Source organism: Corynebacterium sp. KPL2734 (assembly GCF_040225595.1).
Lineage (GTDB): Bacteria > Actinomycetota > Actinomycetes > Mycobacteriales > Mycobacteriaceae > Corynebacterium > Corynebacterium rhinophilum.
On sequence record NZ_JBEHFO010000002.1, the window covers coordinates 155,248 to 170,192 of the forward strand.

The following is a 14,945-nucleotide window of genomic DNA, read 5'->3' on the forward strand; positions in this document are numbered from 1 at the left end:
ACGGGTAGCCTTGTGAGATATGACTGAAACTCACCTGGATACCTTCGCCGCCGGCCTCCCATACCCCTTGGATGAGTTCCAGGTGCAGGGGTGTGAGGCTGTAGAAAATGGCCAAGGGGTGCTCGTTTGCGCCCCAACTGGTGCAGGTAAAACCGTCGTTGGCGAGTTCGCCGTTTCTTTGGCACTAAGCCGCGGCACGAAGTGCTTTTATACCACCCCGATTAAGGCGCTGAGCAACCAGAAATACCACGACCTCGTCGCTGAGCACGGCGAGGATGCCGTCGGCCTGCTTACTGGCGATGTCTCCATCAACTCGGATGCCGAAATCGTGGTGATGACCACTGAGGTGCTGCGCAATATGATCTACGCGGATTCTCCCGCGCTGGATAGACTTACTCACGTGGTCATGGATGAAATCCACTTCCTTGCGGATGCCTCCCGCGGCGCGGTCTGGGAAGAAGTCATCTTGAACTTGGCGGACCACGTATCCATCATTGGGCTGTCTGCCACCGTGTCCAATTCCGAGGAATTCGGTGAATGGCTCGCCACGGTCCGCGGCGATACCTCTGTCATTGTGACCGAACACCGGCCGGTCCCACTTGATCAATGGATGATGCTGGGCCGCAAGATTTACCCGCTCTTTGAGCCGGAATCCGGCGGCCAGGTCAATTCCGAATTAGAGCGCCGCATTCAGCGCTTGGAGGCAGGCGATAGCGATGATGGGCGCGCGGACTATAAATCCGGCAAGGGTTTTCGCGCGAGGGCGCGCCATAAGGGCGGCGGGCGCAGCGAATTTCATGGTAAAGCGGGCGGGCGTTCCGGTTCCTCCCGGCCGCAAGATCGCTACCGCCCCTTAGGACGCCCTGAGGTGCTGAAGGTGCTGCAATCGCAAGATATGCTGCCCGCGATTACCTTCATCTTTTCCCGCGCCGGTTGCGATGGCGCGCTCTATCAGTGCCTGCGCAGCAGAATGGTGCTGACGACGCAAGAGGAAGCAGAAGAGATCAAGGCCATCGTCGATGCCGGCGTTGAGGGCATTCCGGAAGAAGACCTGCAGGTCCTGGATTTCCGGCGGTGGCGCGAAGCGCTCTCCCGTGGTTTTGCCGCCCACCACGCAGGGATGCTCCCGGCGTTTCGCCACATCGTAGAAGATCTCTTCGTCCGCGGTTTAGTACGCGCGGTATTTGCTACCGAGACCCTTGCCTTGGGCATTAATATGCCCGCCCGCACGGTGGTGCTTGAGAAGTTGATTAAGTTCAATGGCGAAGCACACGTGGATCTCACGCCAGGCCAATACACGCAGCTGACCGGGCGCGCCGGCCGGCGTGGAATCGATACCCTGGGCAACGCGGTCGTGCAGTGGGCACCGGCTATGGATCCGCGTTTTGTCGCCGGTTTAGCTTCAACGCGCACGTATCCGCTCATTTCTACGTTTGCGCCGGGCTATAACATGGCCATCAACCTGCTGGGCATGCTCGGCTTTGAGGACTCGCTGCGGCTACTGGAAAAGTCTTTTGCACAGTTCCAGGCCGATGGTTCCGTGGTGGAAGAAACCCGCGATTTAGAGCGCGCGGAGCATCGCGTGCGCGAATTGCGTGAGCAGCTTGACGATGCCGTGGATGCCCTCGCACCACCAGCCAAGGACGGCGAGGATCCCGCCGAGGTGCTCATGGATTATATCCGGCTGCGCCGCGAGTTGACGGCGGAAGAAAAGCAATCCAAGGTCGATAAGGAACACCAGCGCACCCAGGAAGTAGTCGCGGTGCTAGCCCGCCTGCAATTGGGCGATGTCATCGCGCTTGCCGGAAAGAAGCGGCCCACTCTTGCCGCGGTGGTCACCCCGGCCAACCAGACTGAGGATCCTCGCCCGTGGGTGACCACGGAGTCTGGGTGGTCAGGGCGCATCGATGCCACTGGTATTAGCAATCCGCCGATTCAACTGGGCCGTATTAAGATCCCGAAGCCGGTGCGGAAGAATCCGCGGCGCAATACCAAGTACATCCAGGATGTCTTCCACCGCGAAAAGTTTGACCGCCCAAAGCGGATGAAGTCGAAGCCGCGCCTGCGACCCAATAAGCGGGTAGGCGAGTTGCGCGATGCCATTCGCGAGCACCCTGCACACGACTGGCCCGCCACCGACAGGGAGCAACTGGCCGGCGTGGCGCAGAAGTTGGCGCGCCGCGAGCGCGACCTCGAAAAGCTACAGGCCAAGGTGAATAAGGCGACCGATACATTGGGCCGAACCTTTGAACGCATCGTGGATCTGCTCGCGGAGATGGACTATGTCGAGTTCTCTGGTGCCGGCAATGATCGCACGCCGGTCATCACTGAGGAAGGCGAGCGCCTGGCAAAGATTCATAGCGAATCCGATCTGCTCGTTGCCCAATGCCTGAAGCGAGGTATTTGGGATGAGCTGGATCCGGCGGAATTGGCCGGCGTTGCATCTCTGTGCTGCTTTGAAAATAGGAAGGCCACTGGGGGCCAGCCGGAGGCGGCAACGGATCGCATGGCCGATGCCATGAATGCGACCTGGCGCATCTATACCGAGCTCGGCGCCGATGAACGCCGCCACCGCCTGCCCCCAACGCGCGAGCCTGAAGCCGGATTTGCGCTGGCCATTCACCAGTGGGCGGCGGGTGCGCCCTTGGGCTATTGCATGGCGGCGGCCAATGAAGCGGGCGCGGAGCTTACTCCCGGTGATTTCGTGCGGTGGTGCCGCCAAGTTGTGGACCTCCTGCAGCAAATCGCCAAGACTGGCTACGATGGCCAGATTCAGCGCAATGCGCGCCGCGCAATCGACGCCATTCAGCGCGGGGTTGTCGCGATCGGGGCTTAAGCTAGCCCGTCCTACTGGCTAGTAGACTGTGGGCCATGACTACTCAGGCTTTTTCTCCCGAAGTATATTCGCGCCGGCTCTCGGCAGCGCAGGAAGCGGCCGCCCAGCAGGGCATTGACCTTTTGCTGATTGGCACCGGCCCTGATTTTGCCTACCTGACCGGTTCGTGGGTAGCGTCCCACGAGCGCCTAACGGTGTTAGCCGTTCCCCAAAGCGGTACGCCGTGGATAGTCTCGCCGAATACGGATATTACGGATATTAAATCGGCGCCCGTCGGCAAGCTCGATGTGGAGCTGCGCGGGTGGAATGACGGCGATAATCCCTACGAGCTCGCCCTCAAGGGTGCTGCGTCGATCAAGAAGGTCGCGCTGGGACAATCCCTGACGGCAGACCATATTCTGCAGTTCCAGGCGCGCGTGCCCGAGGCGGATTATGTCCTTGCCACCTACGCGCTCGCGGAGCTTTTCACCCGCAAGGATGAGGCGGAAATCGCGGAGCTGCGCAAGGCCGGCCAGGCTATCGACGCCGTGCACGCCCAGGTTCCTGAGCTCCTGCAGCCCGGCCGCACCGAGGCCGAGGTAGCGCATGAACTGGAAAAGCTCATCCTCAAAGAGCATTCCATCATTGACTTCGTCATCGTAGGTTCTGGCCCGAATGGCGCCAATCCACACCACAGCTTCTCCGACCGGAAGCTGGCTGCGGGCGAGCCCGTCGTCGTGGATCTCGGCGGCACCTTGCCCTCCGGCTACCACTCCGATTGCACCCGCACCTACGTCGTAGGTGGCGATCTCAGCCAGGCGCCGCAGGACTTCCAGGACGCCTATGCCGTGCTTTACGATGCCCAAGCGGCCGCCCGCGCCGCCGCCAAGCCCGGCAGCACGGCCGAAGAAATCGACGGGGTTGCTAGGAAGGCTATTGCCGATGCCGGCTGGGGCGATAAATTCGTTCACCGCACCGGCCACGGTATTGGCCTTTCGACCCACGAAGAGCCCTTCATCATGGAGGGAAATGACCTAGCGCTGGAAGAGGGCATGGCCTTTTCCATTGAGCCAGGCATTTACCTAGAAGGCCAGTGGGGCATGCGCCTAGAAGACATCGTGGTACTTACCAAGGATGGCTACGAGTCCCTCAACGTCGTTGAACGCGAAGTGCGTTAAGTGGCTGGCGTACTGATCCTGGGCGGGCGCAGCGATATAGGCGGCGAAATCGCCCGTCGCGTGGCCCGCGGTAACGACATCGTCCTCGCCGCCCGCGGGACCCACGGGCTGGAGGAGATTACCGCCCAGCTTAAGGCCGCAGGTGCACGCAGCGTCCACCAGCTGTCCTTTGATGCGGAGGATTTCTCCCAACACCGCCAGATCTTTACCGAGGCCAAGGAACGCGTCGGCGCCATCGAGCTGACGGTGGTCGCCTTCGGCATCCTGGGGGATCAAGACAAGGCGGAATCCGACCCGTCCCACGCGGCACAGATCGCCACCATCGACTACACCGCCCAGGTCTCCGTGCTCACGGTAGCGGCGCAGTCGATGCCGCGCGGCCATATCGTGGCCTTTTCCTCCATCGCTGGGTGGCGAGCCCGTCGCGCCAATTATGTCTACGGTTCCACCAAGGCTGGGCTGGACGCATTTTGCCAGGGACTTGCGGACAGGTTGCACGGCAGTGGGCTCGGGCTGATTACCGCGCGCCCCGGGTTCGTCATTGGGTCCATGACCCAGGGGATGAAACCGGCCCCGCTATCGGTGCGGCCAGGCGATGTCGCCGATGCCGTCGTTGCCCGCATAGACAACGACGACCGCCGCGGTCAGGCGCGCAGCCACACCCTGTGGATCCCGAAGGCCCTGCAAGCCTTGGCCTGGGTCATGCGGTTAGTGCCCCGGCCCGTGTGGCGGCATATGCCGCGTTAGTCGGCCTCGCCGTCCCGCAGGAGGGGCGAATTGATATCGAAGATGAAACCGCGCGGGGCGAGCACGCGGAGGACGACCTCGGCATCGCCCTCTGCGATGTCGTGAAAGACTAGGCCTCCCCACGGGGTGACCGTGATGTCCACTTCTAGCTGACCGATAAGCTGCGCGAACTGCGCCGGGATGGCGCCTTGGTAGACCCCCGCACCAAGGTCGACCACGCCTTCTGCCTGGTGCTCATCCAACCAGCCAATGGGGCCAGGCTCTGCGGCGAGTTCCACACCAGCTGCCCCAGTACCCTTCGCCTCAGTGCCTTTTGCTTCGGTACTCCTCTCCTCGGTGCGCAAGGCACCGAGGCGCTGGAGATGGGCTGCGGCATCGGCAAGCGAGAGGCCCGCGGTCGGGCTGTTGGTGGCAGGGGAATGGGTGATGTTTAAGGTGGCATCGTCAAGCAGCTGCATACTAACCTGCGCGGCTGAAACCGGCAGATCGTCGGCGTCAGTGGTAATCGCGAGCGACTCCAAGCCCGGCTGTTCGGTATTCAGGTGCGCGGTCAGCTGGCGCGCTGCCTGCTGCGCCGCGGGAGCAAGGGGAGAGGCCAGCACGGGAATGTGGAAGCTTAGCAGCTCTAATTTATCCAGCTCCGCCGCGAGCTGGGCCTTGTCTGTAACTCCCCGCAACTCGATGGCGGAATTGGGGCGAATATAAACGCTGCCATCGGCCCAGTGCGCCGCGCAATAACCCAAATGGATCCAATCATTAGGGCTGGTAAAACCGCCCACAACGTGCAGGCGCAGGCAGGTGCCGGACTCGGGATGCTGGAAAAATTTGGGGTAATGCATAGCTTGCCAGTGTAGCCGGTGAGAAGCCCTGCGCCGGGATCGAGTGTTGCCAGCATATCGTCAGCTTTGCTCGTTAAACTGGAAGCTATGCCGTTTTTATATCTCGTCCTCTATATGCTGGCGGAAACCCTAGCGTTTTGGGCCGTCGCCGAGTGGATTGGCGTCTTTTGGGCGCTCATTGCCCTGTTCATCACCATGTTCTTTGGAATGTCCATCGCTGGCATCGAGGTGCGCCGGTTGATGGGAAAACAAGTAGAGCAGGCTGGTGACGGGACCTACTACGTCCGCGATAACGATATGGGCAAAACCGCCGGGAATGTGGGCCTCACCCTGGCCGGTGGCATGCTGCTGTCCCTGCCCGGATTTTTGACTAGTTTTATGGGGATCCTGCTCATCTTCGCCCCAACGCGGTCGCTCTTTCGAAAGTTTATGGCCGTATCCATCTACCGCAAGGTAGAGAAGATGGGTGTGCGCATCTACGAGGCATCGCCCATGGCACAGCAGCACGATAGCTATGGCAATTTTGGATCCTTTGGGCAGGCCTCGGGGCAATCTTTTGGACAGGCTTTTGGGCAATCGTCTGGTCAGAGCGACTCCCACGAGGTAATCGATGAGGAAGAGCTGCGCAACTGGTCCGAGAACCTAGATCCTGATGACTTCGGTCCCCGCGGAGGCGACGATAACTCACAGGGTGGAAAATAAGTGGCGGTATTTTTCGCCCGCCTCGTCATAGCGGGCATTTCTGGTGCGCTGACCTTTACCGCCGTTGAGCCGCGTGGCTGGTGGTGGGGCGCGATTATTGGCATCGCCCTGTTATATGTGAGCCTGATGCCGTGGCGTGGGCGACAGGTGCGCGGATCCGTAGGCGCGCTTTTGGCGGTGACGCACGGGTTGGTCTTGTACCTGCTGAGCCTGCCGTGGATTGGCGAGTTGGTTGGGACCGTGCCCTATGCGGCGCTTGCTATCTGGCTTTCGGTCTATGCCATCCTTTTAGGTATCTTTGGGGCCGCGGTGGCGCGATGGCGATATGGATTTCTGGTCTTTCCCCTCGTGTACCTCGCCGTCGAGGTCCTTCGTTCCACGGTGCCCTTTGGGGGATTTCCCTGGGTCAAGCTGGCGTGGGGGCAAATTGAAGGGCCCTTAGCCAATCTCGCGCCGTGGGGCGGGACCTCGCTGATTACGGTGACAACGGCATTGTGTGCTTGCGGCCTTGCCGGCTTATTGCTGCGCGGTGGGCGGGTAAAGATCGCGGCTGGCGCCGCCCTTATTCTCCCACTCATTGCGGGACTCGCGGCCGAGCGCGGCATCGATCCCGCAGATACCAAAGTGGGAGATACCAAGGTGGCGGCCATCCAAGGAAACGTGCCGCGCAGCGGTTTGGACTTCGCTGGGCAGCGTCGTGCGGTCCTGAATAACCACGTCCAGGAAACAGAGAAACTCGCGCGCCGCGAAGACGATATAGATCTGGTGATCTGGCCGGAAAATTCTTCCGATATCGATCCTTTCCGCGACGGCGAAGCAGCCCAGGCCATTAGCGGTGCCGTCGATGCCATCGACGCTCCCGTGTTGGTCGGTACCGCCACCCGCGATGAGGTGGGCGCGCGCAATACCATGCAAGTCTTTACCCCCGGCCACGGTGTGGGCGATCACCACCATAAGAAGTACCTGCAACCGTTCGGTGAGACCATGCCCATGCGGGACTTCTTCGCGCATTTCTCGGACTACGTCGACCTCGCCGGAGATTTCAAAGCAGGGGATGGGCCCGGTGTGGTCTCCATGAATTCCGTCGCGGTAGGTGTGGCGACCTGCTACGAGGTCTCCTTCGATAACGCCTTCCACGAATCCATCAAAAACGGCGCGCAGATTCTTACGACACCAACCAATAACGCAACATTCGGCTTTTCCGATATGACGTACCAGCAGCTGGCCATGAGCAGGCTGCGGGCGCTCGAAACCGACCGCGCCGTCGTGGTTGCAGCCACCTCTGGAGTCTCCGCACTCGTGCACCCAGATGGTAGCGTGAGCCAATCCACGGAGCTATTTGAGCCCGCGACACTGGTAGAAAGCCTGCCTCTAAAAACCGGTGAAACATTTTCGGTGCGCTACGGTTCGCTCATGCAGTGGCTGATGGTTATTATTGGTACCGTCTGCGCACTCGTTGCCGTGCGTACCAACCGATTGGGTCGTACACCTCGCGGTGTCGGCGCTAAAGAAAAGTAGGAGCATTAATTACTGTGAGCACTCTTGATTCTGCGACGCTGGTTATCATCCCAACGTATAACGAGATTGAAAACCTTCCCCTGATTACCGGCCGTGTCCGCGAGGCGCTGCCAGAGGTTCACATCCTCGTTGTGGATGATAATTCCCCCGACGGCACCGGCGAGAAGGCCGATGCTTTCGCAGCAGAAGATGACCACATTCACGTGCTGCACCGCGAGGGCAAGGGCGGCCTTTTGGGCGCCTATATCGCAGGCTTTGAATGGGGACTGGAGCGCGACTACCAGGTCCTTTGTGAAATGGATGCTGATGGCTCCCACGCCCCAGAACAGCTGCACCTGCTGCTGGAAGAGATTGACAAGGGCGCGGACCTCGTTATCGGTTCCCGCTACGTGCCGGGCGGCGAGACCGTCAATTGGCCGGCATCCCGCGAGTACCTGTCCCGCTTGGGCAACCTCTACATCTCTTTCGCGCTCGGTACCGACCTGTCCGATATGACCGCCGGCTACCGCGCCTTCCGCCGCGAACTCTTGGAAGACATCGACTTTGATGAGCTGTCTAAGGCCGGTTACATCTTCCAGGTGGACTTGGCCTTCCGCGCAGTCAAAGCTGGATACGATATCCGCGAGGTGCCCATTACCTTCACCGAGCGCGAGTACGGCGAGTCCAAGCTGGACGGTTCCTTTGTCAAGGACTCTCTCTTCGAGGTAACCAAGTGGGGCGTGGCTCACCGCGCGGAGCAGGTGAAAGATTTTGCCGGCGAGATGTCCAAGCTGGCGGACCACGAGGTCAAATACGGCTCCGTTCACAATGCCGGCCAGAAGGCCCGCAACGGTGTAGGTTGGGCCACCAATTTTGCCAATGAACTGGGCTACTTGGTCAAGCACCAGGTGGGCCAGCTGACCAAGAAGAAATAATCTAGGCAGCATTTAAGCCCGTACCCCGTGCCAATATGGCAGTCAGGGTACGGGCTTAAATTAATTCCGCTTGAGCCTTTAAGACTTCTTCTGCTGTTCTTGCTCCTTGAGGAGGCGAGCAGCGGTCCGACGGCGGGAGCGCAGGTGGTTAATGCGCTCTTCCAAAAGCTCATCGAGTTCCTCGATGGAACGGCGCTCACGCAGCATATCCCAGTGGGTGCGAGGTGGCTTGATGGGCTTAGCTTCCACGCCTTCGCCCTCTACGAGGTGGCCCAGCTTGCCATTCTTGCACATCCATTCTTCAGGGATTTCTGCCTCATGTGCAAAGGGCACCTCATAAATTTCACCATCGTCCGTGCGGTATTTCACCATCTGGCGCGGTGCGAGGTCGTGGTCGCGGTCAGTTTCGTAGCTGACTGCACCCATACGGCTGCCACGGAGTACGCGATCTGCCATGCAACATCATCCTTTTCAAAGAGATCCCTGATTGACGGCGATAGTTTCGCCTAAGAGCTATTTATTATAACGAACACCCACGCGGTATTGTTCCCAGCCCGCCGATTAATGGGCTAAAGTGTATCTAGTGATCCGTACAGCTAGTCGTGAAAGCAATGTCGGTTCCTGCCAATGGTGTGGAAAGGATATTGACCAAGGCGGTAGGGGACGACCACGTAAGTTTTGCAGCGCCTCGTGCAAACAGCGTGCTTATGAACAAAGAAACAATGTTAGTGGCACGGATATTCCTGCCGATGCAGTAATCTTAAGCCCAGATAAAGTGCAAGGTTTGCGCGACGGCCTTTTTGAATTGCGGTGTTCCGCAGAAGACATTCAAACCGCCGCAGAAGAAGGCGCGAGCGCGGAAGAGCTTTCCAGTCTGTGTGAGGAGCTTATTTCGCTGGCTCGGCGTTTAGAAGGACTTCGATAGTAGATGAAAAAGCTTTTTTATAACCGGAAACTCGTCGTTTCCATCTTCGTGGTTTTAATCCTCGTGCTTACCGCCGTAGCTATCGGCCCGATTGTGTACTCGCTTTTCAAAAGCGGCGGCGTCAAGACGGAGCCCGTGACTGCCGATGGCGCCAAGGCAGCCTCGACTCCGCTCGACGGTTCCTGGTCCGTGGCCAAGGGCCGCGCCGATAACCACACTTCGGTGGGCTTTACCTTCGACGAGGTTCTACCGGCGGAAAGGACGTCCACCTCTGGATCGACCACAGAGGTTACTGGACAGGCGGAGATTTCCGATTCCACGCTGGAATCCGCCACCATTACGGTCAATATGGATGCCCTCACCACGGACAAGAAGGTCCGCGACCAAAACATGAAGTCCAAGCTCTTTAAGACTTCAGACTTCCCAGAGTCTTCCTTCACACTTACTAAGCCCGCCTCGCTTGCCGATGTCCCCGAAGACGGCACCATCGGCTCCGTTAAGCTCACTGGTGACCTCACGATCAAGGATAAAACGCAGGAAATCACCCACGAGTTCGATGTCCTGCGCGACGGTGACGATATCGTCATTGGCGGAGACGTTCCGATCAACCGCCTGGACTACAACGTGGAGACGCCAGACATGCTGGCGGCAAAGGTTGCCGAGGACGGCGAGATCAACCTGCGCATCTCCTTGAATAAGGACTAGACCGTGAATTCTCGACGTTTAATTTCCGTACTGTGGTTCCGCCTCGTAGTCGTCATAGCTTTCTCGATTTTCGTTGCGGTTCAACAGATGTGGCTAGTCACGGCGTTTGCAGCATTGCTAGCCGTATTAACCATCTGGCAGCTGTGGAGCGCCTACAAAAATCAATAGCGTTCCTCTTGTTTTAACGTCACGGTGACTAAATGACGGGGTATAAGTGCGCCAAGGTCCAGCGGCAGGAAAGGCCCGCCTGAAGCGAATCTGCGCCCAATCGGATGTCCGAGCCGTCCGAGGTCGTGGCGTGCCGCTTGCCAGACACCCCACACGAGCCTCGCCGAAGCGAATTCTCAAGCACGGCTCGCTTCAGGAATCTAAGCTCTGGCAACTTAGGGGTCGAGCCAACAGGTGGGCCACAGAACCTTCGAGTCTCTCAAGGTCTTAGCGCGCGCCAACAGGTGAGCTAGCCAAGCCCCGGACCGAATCCACGAGCCTAAGGGATTATGCTCAAACCACCCTCAACTTAACCTCCATATCTCCATTATTGTCCGATAATGTACATTATGTCATTTTAGATCCATGAACGCCCCTCCCATCGTGCCAAGGCCTTTCATCCAAGAATGGCAAAGCCACTCCGGGCGCAGTTTGTTCCAAATTTACAAATAGTGCCCTTCGAAACGCCCAAATCGGCTCACTATTTGCAAAAACGCATCACGCCATGCCATCGCATCACGCCAGCAGGCCATGCCAGCAAGCCACGCCGGCACACGACACCAAACGTGCACCGCCGAAAGCCAACACATATGCTGGAACTCATGACTATTCAACGCGTTGTCATTAAGCCTTCCCGCGCCGCCCTGTTCCTGGTCTTGGACATTGCGGAAGGCGGCGAGCAAGCCACTCGGGACATGCTCTCCGCATTTGGCGATACCTTCAAGTCCGTCAATTTCCGCCACAATGAGGGCGAGCTGTATACGGTCGTTGGCATCGGTGCGTCCATGTGGCCACGCCTCACCAGCGCTCCCCGGCCGGACAAGCTCAAGGAGTTCGAGCCGCTCGAGGGCGCGTACAAGGCGCCTTCCACGCCCGGCGATATCCTGCTGCATTTCCGCGCGAATACTTATGACCTCTGCCACGAGATGGCGCGCCAGGTCTTGCGTCAGCTGGGCGATGCCGCCACCGTCATCGATGAGACCCAGGGCTTCAAGTACCTGGACCAGCGCGATCTCCTGGGCTTTGTGGACGGCACCGCTAATCCCCTCCCCGAGGAAGCCCTCGAGACAGTGCTGCTTGCCGATGACGCCGATTATCCCCGCGGCTCCTACGTCACTGTGCAAAAATACACGCATGACCTAGATAAGTGGAGCGGCATCAGCACCGAAGAGCAAGAACGCGTTATCGGGCGCACCAAGGCCGATGACGTGGAGCTCGATGAGGATGCACAGCCATCAAATTCCCACGTCGCTCTCAATGACCTCGAGGAAGATATCTACCGCGAGAACATGGTCTTTGGTTCCTTTGCCGCAGGTGAGATGGGTACTTACTTCATCGGATATGCCAAGGACCCAGAAGATATCAACGAGCGTTTGCGCAATATGTTCATCGGCGATCCCGAAGGCAATTATGACCGAATCCTGGACTTCTCCACCGCCCTGACTGGAACGAACTTTTTCGTCCCGAGCGTCGATTTGCTAGACGGATTCGACGAGCTTCCGCACTAAAAGCACTAGAAAGCCTAACGGCGCCCGCCGCGATTGCGGTGGGTCAGGCCGAATTGGACGGAATCGATCATTCCGAGGGTCATGAGCGCCTCGCGAAGTGCGAATTGGAAGGTCCATAACCTGCGGAAAACCGGATCAAAGCCGGCGGCGGCGGCCTCGCGAAGGTGCCCATCAAAAAAGGATCGCTGCTGGCGCAGGGATTCAATATAGTGGCTGCCCACGTGCGTTTCGGACACGATGCGCAGGTGAGAGTTCTTATCTACGAGCCGGTGCACGTCCATAGTCAGCGGATAGTCGAGTCCTGGCCAGATATAGGCCCGCATGGCCTGCAAGGATGCTCGGGCAGCCTCCGACATGGACTCGGTGGCCACGATCGATTGAAAAGCCGCCCGACCGTTTGCGGTAAGGAATCGGTCGAGGACTCGGATATAGGCCTTGCGCTCTCGCGGGCTTAATTGCTCGAACTTTTCCACGCTGATGATCGCATCGTAGTGCCCGCGCCATTGCTTCGGGCTCGGAACAGAATCCGGAATCCGCTCTACGTGGATAGAGTCCTCCGTTCCGGCGAAGACAAGCGCCTCGCGCATCTGGGTGATTTGTTCAACATCGCTGGTCAGGACATCGACAGTGGCGCGGCGTTTGGTAGCGCGGATCGCAGCCTGCATTCCGGCCGCGGGATAGACCAGAAGGTGGGTGCCGGCGCCGGTGCGGGTGACATCGAGAAGCCAATCCGCCGCCCTACGCTGCGCCTCGCCCAAGTCATCCCGGTCTACGTTGGTGGGTTCGCTCACCGTGGTGACATCGACAAAGTGGCTCTTCGGTTCCCTGCCGCCGGCCTTTGGACTAAAGCTTTCGACCGTTTCCCGGATCGTCGTCGGCACGCCGCTGGAGAAGATCCCACCAACGTGGCTTAGACCATCGCCAGCATAGAGGCGCACTAGGTCGAGAGGCAGCTCCCCTGGCTCAGAATCGCGCACGCTTACCCCTTGCGGTTTGGGAAGATACCCCACCTGCAGGAGTTTGCCTAAAACTTTCACTAATTGGGTGGAGGATGAGACGGTCCACTCGCCTGCCATATAGCTTTCGGCGAAGCCTAACCATCCGGTGGCGGCGATTCGCTCGAATAATGCATCGTGGCCTACCTTCAAATCGGGGCCGCCAGCAGCATCGAGTTCCAGTTCCAAGCCGGCATTATCGCAGGCCTTGGCGAATTCTGCCTCGGCCCGACGGGATTTTAGCGCCGCCCAGCGCTGCGATGGCACGGTCGCAATATTGGGCCATGCCTCCGCGTCGATGGAGCGTAGATGCTCGGGGGTGGAAAAACTCATGGTTTGGGGAGCGCTCCTGGGTGCAAGGGTCACGGTTGCGCTTATTTTAGCTAGATTCTGAGCGGTTTCGGTTAAGGCGCTCCGCATGAAAGGAAACCTGAAACGCATGTAAATGGGTATCAAGTATGCACGTTATGTAACGAGCGTTTACACTATACGGGTACTTAAATAAGCTTTCTCGAGGAAGGTCGCATTAATTCCATGACTGATACCCCTTATCGTCCAAACGGAAGCCGTCACCACGTCGTCGTGGTTGGCGGTGGATTCGGCGGTCTTAACACTGTGAAGAAGTTGAAGAACGCCGATGTTGAGATCACCCTCATCGATAAGAAGAACCACCACCTGTTCCAGCCAATGCTCTACCAGGTGGCTACCGGCATGATTTCCGCTGGTGAGGTTGCCCCCTCGACCCGCCAGCTGCTGCGCAACCAGGATAATGTGGACTTTGTCAACGGCAACGTGACCGACATTAACCTGGAGGACCAGACGGTTACCGCCGAGCTCGATGACTTTTCGCGCACCTACTCCTACGACTCCCTCGTGGTTGCCGCTGGTTCCAGCCAGTCGTACTTTGGCAACGACCACTTCGCGGAGTTTGCCCCTGGCATGAAGACCTTGGATGATGCCCTGGAGCTGCGTTCCCGCATCATTTCCGCCTTCGAAAAAGCTGAGCTTACCGATGACCCCGCTGAGCGCGAGCGCCTCCTGACCTTCATCATCGTCGGTGCCGGCCCGACCGGTGTGGAGCTCACCGGCCAGATCGCTGAGTTGGCTAACCGCACGCTTAGCGATGTCTACTCCACCTACGGCACCTCCGCCGCAAAGATTTACCTGCTCGACGGTGCGCCGCAAGTGCTCCCGCCGTTTGGCAAGCGCCTCGGCCGCCGTGCTCAGCGCACTTTGGAGAAGGAAGGCGTCAACGTTCGCCTGAACGCCATGGTGACCAACGTCAACGAAGACTCCGTGACCTACAAGAACATGAAGACCGAGGAAGAGGTCACCCTCGAGGGCGCGACCAAGATCTGGTCCGCTGGTGTTTCCGCTTCCCCACTGGGCAAGATGGTCGCTGACCAGGCCGGAGTCGAGGCTGACCGCGCGGGCCGCGTTTCCGTCAACGATGACATGACCGTTGGTGACTTCAACAACGTCTACATCATCGGTGACATGATGTCCCTGAACCGCCTGCCGGGCTTGGCACAGGTGGCAATTCAGGGTGGCGAGCACGTCGCCAAGCTCATCGAGACCAAGGTGGACGAGGAGTCCACGGCCGATGAAAAGGAACCTTTCGAGTACTTCGACAAGGGCTCGATGGCCATCGTGACCCGCTTCAATGCCGTTGTGAAGCTGGGCAAGACCGAATTCTCCGGCTTCCCAGGCTGGTTGGCATGGCTGGCCTTGCACCTGACCTACGTCGTTGGTCTACGCAGCCGCTTGGCTGTATTGGTCAACTGGGCGGCTAATATTCTCTCCCGCAACCGCGGCAACCTGGAGATTACTACCCAGCAGCGCATCGCCCGCAACCTCATCGATGAGGCAGAAGAAGAGAAGAAGAACTAAAT

Annotated in this window: 13 protein-coding genes; 10 read left to right on the forward strand and 3 right to left on the reverse strand. The window is 58.9% G+C overall.

Going from position 1 to position 14,945, the window contains the following annotated elements; translation table 11 throughout:
• Window positions 1-19 precede the first annotated feature (19 nt).
• The 3 genes from ABRP88_RS02290 to ABRP88_RS02300 are packed head-to-tail and all read left to right on the forward strand — an operon-like array spanning window position 20 to window position 4,740.
• Window positions 20-2,836: a DEAD/DEAH box helicase gene (locus ABRP88_RS02290; protein WP_349835997.1), complete on the forward strand. Its 2,817-nt coding sequence runs from the start codon at window positions 20-22 to the stop codon at window positions 2,834-2,836.
• A 35-nt stretch (window positions 2,837-2,871) separates the two neighbouring features.
• Complete coding sequence (locus ABRP88_RS02295; protein WP_349835999.1) at window positions 2,872-3,993, forward strand: M24 family metallopeptidase; 1,122 nt, start codon at window positions 2,872-2,874, stop codon at window positions 3,991-3,993.
• On the forward strand, window positions 3,994-4,740 hold the full coding sequence (locus ABRP88_RS02300; protein ID WP_349836000.1) for an SDR family oxidoreductase: 747 nt from the start codon (window positions 3,994-3,996) through the stop codon (window positions 4,738-4,740).
• On the opposite strand, the gene ABRP88_RS02305 is transcribed toward ABRP88_RS02300, so the two are convergent.
• Complete coding sequence (locus tag ABRP88_RS02305) at window positions 4,737-5,579, reverse strand: precorrin-3B synthase (protein WP_349836002.1); 843 nt, start codon at window positions 5,577-5,579, stop codon at window positions 4,737-4,739. The two genes, ABRP88_RS02300 and ABRP88_RS02305, sit on opposite strands and share 4 nt — an antisense overlap.
• A gap of 87 nt (window positions 5,580-5,666) precedes the next feature.
• Between ABRP88_RS02305 and ABRP88_RS02310 the strand changes: the two genes are divergently transcribed.
• From ABRP88_RS02310 to ABRP88_RS02320, 3 genes are read left to right on the forward strand one after another with little or no spacing between them, the layout of a single operon-like run.
• On the forward strand, window positions 5,667-6,281 hold the full coding sequence (locus ABRP88_RS02310; protein WP_284782816.1) for an FxsA family protein: 615 nt from the start codon (window positions 5,667-5,669) through the stop codon (window positions 6,279-6,281).
• Entirely contained in the window at window positions 6,282-7,799 is a 1,518-nt protein-coding gene (lnt, locus tag ABRP88_RS02315) for an apolipoprotein N-acyltransferase (RefSeq protein ID WP_284782818.1), read from the forward strand.
• 14 nt (window positions 7,800-7,813) lie between these two features.
• On the forward strand, window positions 7,814-8,713 hold the full coding sequence (locus tag ABRP88_RS02320) for a polyprenol monophosphomannose synthase (protein ID WP_349836004.1): 900 nt from the start codon (window positions 7,814-7,816) through the stop codon (window positions 8,711-8,713).
• 78 nt (window positions 8,714-8,791) lie between these two features.
• Here the strand turns inward: ABRP88_RS02320 and ABRP88_RS02325 are convergent, their stop codons facing one another.
• Window positions 8,792-9,169, reverse strand: a complete 378-nt coding sequence (locus ABRP88_RS02325; protein ID WP_005279221.1) for an RNA polymerase-binding protein RbpA — start codon at window positions 9,167-9,169, stop codon at window positions 8,792-8,794.
• Between the two features lie 127 nt (window positions 9,170-9,296).
• Between ABRP88_RS02325 and ABRP88_RS02330 the strand changes: the two genes are divergently transcribed.
• The 3 genes from ABRP88_RS02330 (at window position 9,297) to ABRP88_RS02340 (ending at window position 12,058) form a co-directional block, all read left to right on the forward strand.
• Window positions 9,297-9,638, forward strand: a complete 342-nt coding sequence (locus ABRP88_RS02330; protein WP_042403724.1) for a hypothetical protein — start codon at window positions 9,297-9,299, stop codon at window positions 9,636-9,638.
• A 3-nt stretch (window positions 9,639-9,641) separates the two neighbouring features.
• On the forward strand, window positions 9,642-10,343 hold the full coding sequence (locus ABRP88_RS02335) for a YceI family protein (protein ID WP_239268093.1): 702 nt from the start codon (window positions 9,642-9,644) through the stop codon (window positions 10,341-10,343).
• 809 nt (window positions 10,344-11,152) lie between these two features.
• The gene (locus tag ABRP88_RS02340; RefSeq protein WP_349836005.1) at window positions 11,153-12,058 is read left to right on the forward strand and encodes a Dyp-type peroxidase; all 906 of its coding nucleotides are present in this window, start codon (window positions 11,153-11,155) and stop codon (window positions 12,056-12,058) included.
• A 14-nt stretch (window positions 12,059-12,072) separates the two neighbouring features.
• Here ABRP88_RS02340 and ABRP88_RS02345 read toward each other — a convergent pair whose 3' ends face one another.
• Entirely contained in the window at window positions 12,073-13,386 is a 1,314-nt protein-coding gene (locus tag ABRP88_RS02345) for a class I SAM-dependent methyltransferase (protein WP_349836007.1), read from the reverse strand.
• A 201-nt stretch (window positions 13,387-13,587) separates the two neighbouring features.
• Here ABRP88_RS02345 and ABRP88_RS02350 point away from each other — a divergent pair, with 201 nt between their 5' ends.
• Window positions 13,588-14,943, forward strand: a complete 1,356-nt coding sequence (locus ABRP88_RS02350; protein ID WP_284782821.1) for an NAD(P)/FAD-dependent oxidoreductase — start codon at window positions 13,588-13,590, stop codon at window positions 14,941-14,943.
• Window positions 14,944-14,945: the final 2 nt, after the last annotated feature.

Excerpts from the sequence above, each read along its gene's own strand:
- ABRP88_RS02290 (WP_349835997.1), top strand. The coding sequence starts at position 20 with ATGACTGAAACTCACCTGGATACCTTCGCCGCCGGCCTCCCATACCCC.
- ABRP88_RS02295 (WP_349835999.1), top strand. The coding sequence starts at position 2,872 with ATGACTACTCAGGCTTTTTCTCCCGAAGTATATTCGCGCCGGCTCTCG.
- ABRP88_RS02305 (WP_349836002.1), bottom strand. The coding sequence starts at position 5,579 with ATGCATTACCCCAAATTTTTCCAGCATCCCGAGTCCGGCACCTGCCTG.
- ABRP88_RS02310 (WP_284782816.1), top strand. The coding sequence starts at position 5,667 with ATGCCGTTTTTATATCTCGTCCTCTATATGCTGGCGGAAACCCTAGCG.
- ABRP88_RS02325 (WP_005279221.1), bottom strand. The coding sequence starts at position 9,169 with ATGGCAGATCGCGTACTCCGTGGCAGCCGTATGGGTGCAGTCAGCTAC.
- ABRP88_RS02335 (WP_239268093.1), top strand. The coding sequence starts at position 9,642 with ATGAAAAAGCTTTTTTATAACCGGAAACTCGTCGTTTCCATCTTCGTG.
- ABRP88_RS02340 (WP_349836005.1), top strand. The coding sequence starts at position 11,153 with ATGACTATTCAACGCGTTGTCATTAAGCCTTCCCGCGCCGCCCTGTTC.
- ABRP88_RS02345 (WP_349836007.1), bottom strand. The coding sequence starts at position 13,386 with ATGAGTTTTTCCACCCCCGAGCATCTACGCTCCATCGACGCGGAGGCA.
- ABRP88_RS02350 (WP_284782821.1), top strand. The coding sequence starts at position 13,588 with ATGACTGATACCCCTTATCGTCCAAACGGAAGCCGTCACCACGTCGTC.